This window comes from Litchfieldella qijiaojingensis, assembly GCF_014651875.1.
Classification (GTDB): Bacteria; Pseudomonadota; Gammaproteobacteria; order Pseudomonadales; family Halomonadaceae; genus Litchfieldella; species Litchfieldella qijiaojingensis.
In genome coordinates this window covers 1-1,968 of the sequence record NZ_BMXS01000064.1, presented here as the reverse complement: position 1 = coordinate 1,968, position 1,968 = coordinate 1, and the positions used below count along the sequence as shown (strand labels likewise).

3 protein-coding genes and 1 pseudogene are annotated in these 1,968 nt (G+C 55.4%); 3 read left to right on the top strand and 1 reads right to left on the bottom strand.

The window, feature by feature from the left end; genetic code table 11:
- On the top strand, positions 1–1,003 hold a 1,003-nt coding region (locus IE093_RS22205; protein WP_229803910.1), incomplete at its 5' end, for a hypothetical protein.
- Positions 1,004–1,005: 2 nt separating this feature from the next.
- Positions 1,006–1,344, top strand: coding sequence for a hypothetical protein (locus tag IE093_RS22200; protein WP_189473112.1), 339 nt, complete (start codon positions 1,006–1,008; stop codon positions 1,342–1,344).
- Between the two features lie 60 nt (positions 1,345–1,404).
- Here the strand turns inward: IE093_RS22200 and IE093_RS22195 are convergent.
- Positions 1,405–1,584: pseudogene (locus IE093_RS22195) on the bottom strand (IS30 family transposase); the annotation flags it as partial.
- 137 nt (positions 1,585–1,721) lie between these two features.
- Between IE093_RS22195 and IE093_RS22190 the strand changes: the two are divergent.
- Positions 1,722–1,968 (top strand): hypothetical protein (locus IE093_RS22190; RefSeq protein WP_229803908.1); only part of this gene is annotated, 247 nt, incomplete at its 3' end.

Here is a 1,968-nt window from a genome sequence, read left to right as displayed (position 1 = left end):
GGCGACCTACGACGAAGTGGCGACGCAGATCACGCTGCTGACCCATTCGGCCCCGGACGCCGCCGTGGACGCGGGAGGCTCCATCACCGAAGACCTCTACGAAGCCCTGATCCGGCGCGGCTACAGCGTCGAGGACGCCACGGCCATCCTCAGTGACGAAGCGTTCCAGGACGGAGTGCTGGCCAGCATGAAGACCATCGCCGAGGTGAGCGGCCCGCTCATGGACAGCGAGACACCCCCGGAAGCGGACGCGTCAGCGCCTGAGGACGCGGCCCCATCCGACGTTTATTACGATGACCAGGGGCTGCCGGTGGTGGAGCTGGAGACCACCGTCGTGACCGGCGAACGGCTTCCCGATACCCCGGCGCAAGTGGTGCTCAAGGGTGCTTCCGAGATCAACGCCTACCTGGAGGCGCATCCGGAACAGCGGCAGATCGTGGAGATTGGTCTGGCGGTGGCCCAGGGGCCGAAGGGCGTGATCGGTCTGCTGGTGGACAAGGCGATAGAGCATGCCCCAGGAGGCGAGAAGATTGCCGAGGGAATCTATGAAGGGGGAAAGATTGTTGCCGAATGGGTGGAAGGCTATGATCTGGAGGGTGACCAGGACGAAGACGACCGCTACCTGATTGGCGGTGGTACCTTTGCCACGGATATCGTGCTGGGGGGCATGGCCCCTGGTGGGAAGAAGGCGCGGGGCGTTGATGGAGAAGTTGCAAAGGATGTAGTCAATAAATTAGATGACGCCCTTTCTCGCTACAATCAGAATGACATTCATCACCTATTTGGTAGAGGTGGTGAGACTCCGACTAAACTATTAGAAGAGTTTGGCTCTCCAGAAGCCGCATTGAGAGAGGTGCAAAGAGCTGCTCAGACTATTGCTGATGGAAACTATCAAGCAGGGTCTTGGGTTACTGTAAAGGTTGGTAATGTCCCAGTAAGCATTAAAGGAATAGTCATAGACGGGATGTTTAGGATATCAACCATGGCAAAGAGAGAGTTTTGATAGTGTTAAGACAGCAAGAGAAGTTGGCGCTTGAGCTTATTTTTCGAGGAAAGGATAAGCTTTGCAGCGAAATAAATGAACAAATTGGTGGCGCGGAAAGTGTCGGTTGGGAAGAAACCGGAGTTGGTTTTTATTCTACTATACTGCTGAAGTCTCCGCTTTCTGAAATTCCCCATGTTCGCATGTGGGAGTATAACTTTAGCCATCCTGATTTTCCTCATGGAGGATCGTATATGTGTACGATAATCAGTGAGAGTGAGTTAGAATTAGAAGCTGTGGCCTTCGGGGGGGCGGATTGGCCAAATCCTAATGATTCTAAACTATTTGAAGAAATAGGTTGACTTGAGGCGATCAATGAACCCAATTGAAGAGGGCGGATGCAGGCTCTGAGTGCAACACTGTCATTGGATTGATAATGGCCCTTCGTGATACTTCGCCATCAGTTCACTCATCATTTCAATTGGACACTTGAAATCGAAGCGTTTCCGAGGCCGCATGTTGAGCTTAAAGGCGATGGCATCGAGCTCCTCCTGGCTGTGGAGGGCAGTCTCAATGACCAAGTACAACACCTGACCCATCAGGTATCGTGTCGCCATAACGCATTGCAATCGCGACCTCACCGCGATCTTTAACAATTGATTCGTTTGTATCTCACCGAGACCCGCAGCCGTGCACCAGCGATCACGAGGAAACCCACGGCAAGGCCGAAGTCAGCCTGGTGGTACAGCATCAGGCCGTGGAAGTGGCCAAGGCGGTCGCGGACCTGAACGACGCCCGCAAGCAACTGGCGCAGGCGCAGGACGACTACGCTGACTATCGGCATATCCTGGAGCAGGCACAGGACAGCCTCGACCGGCTCGAGCAGGATCACGCCGCCGGGGAGCCCGGCGTGACTTGGCAGGACGTGCAGGACCTGCGCGAGCAGGTGGCGGACCTGAAGGACGACGAAGCCTGGTATCGGACCG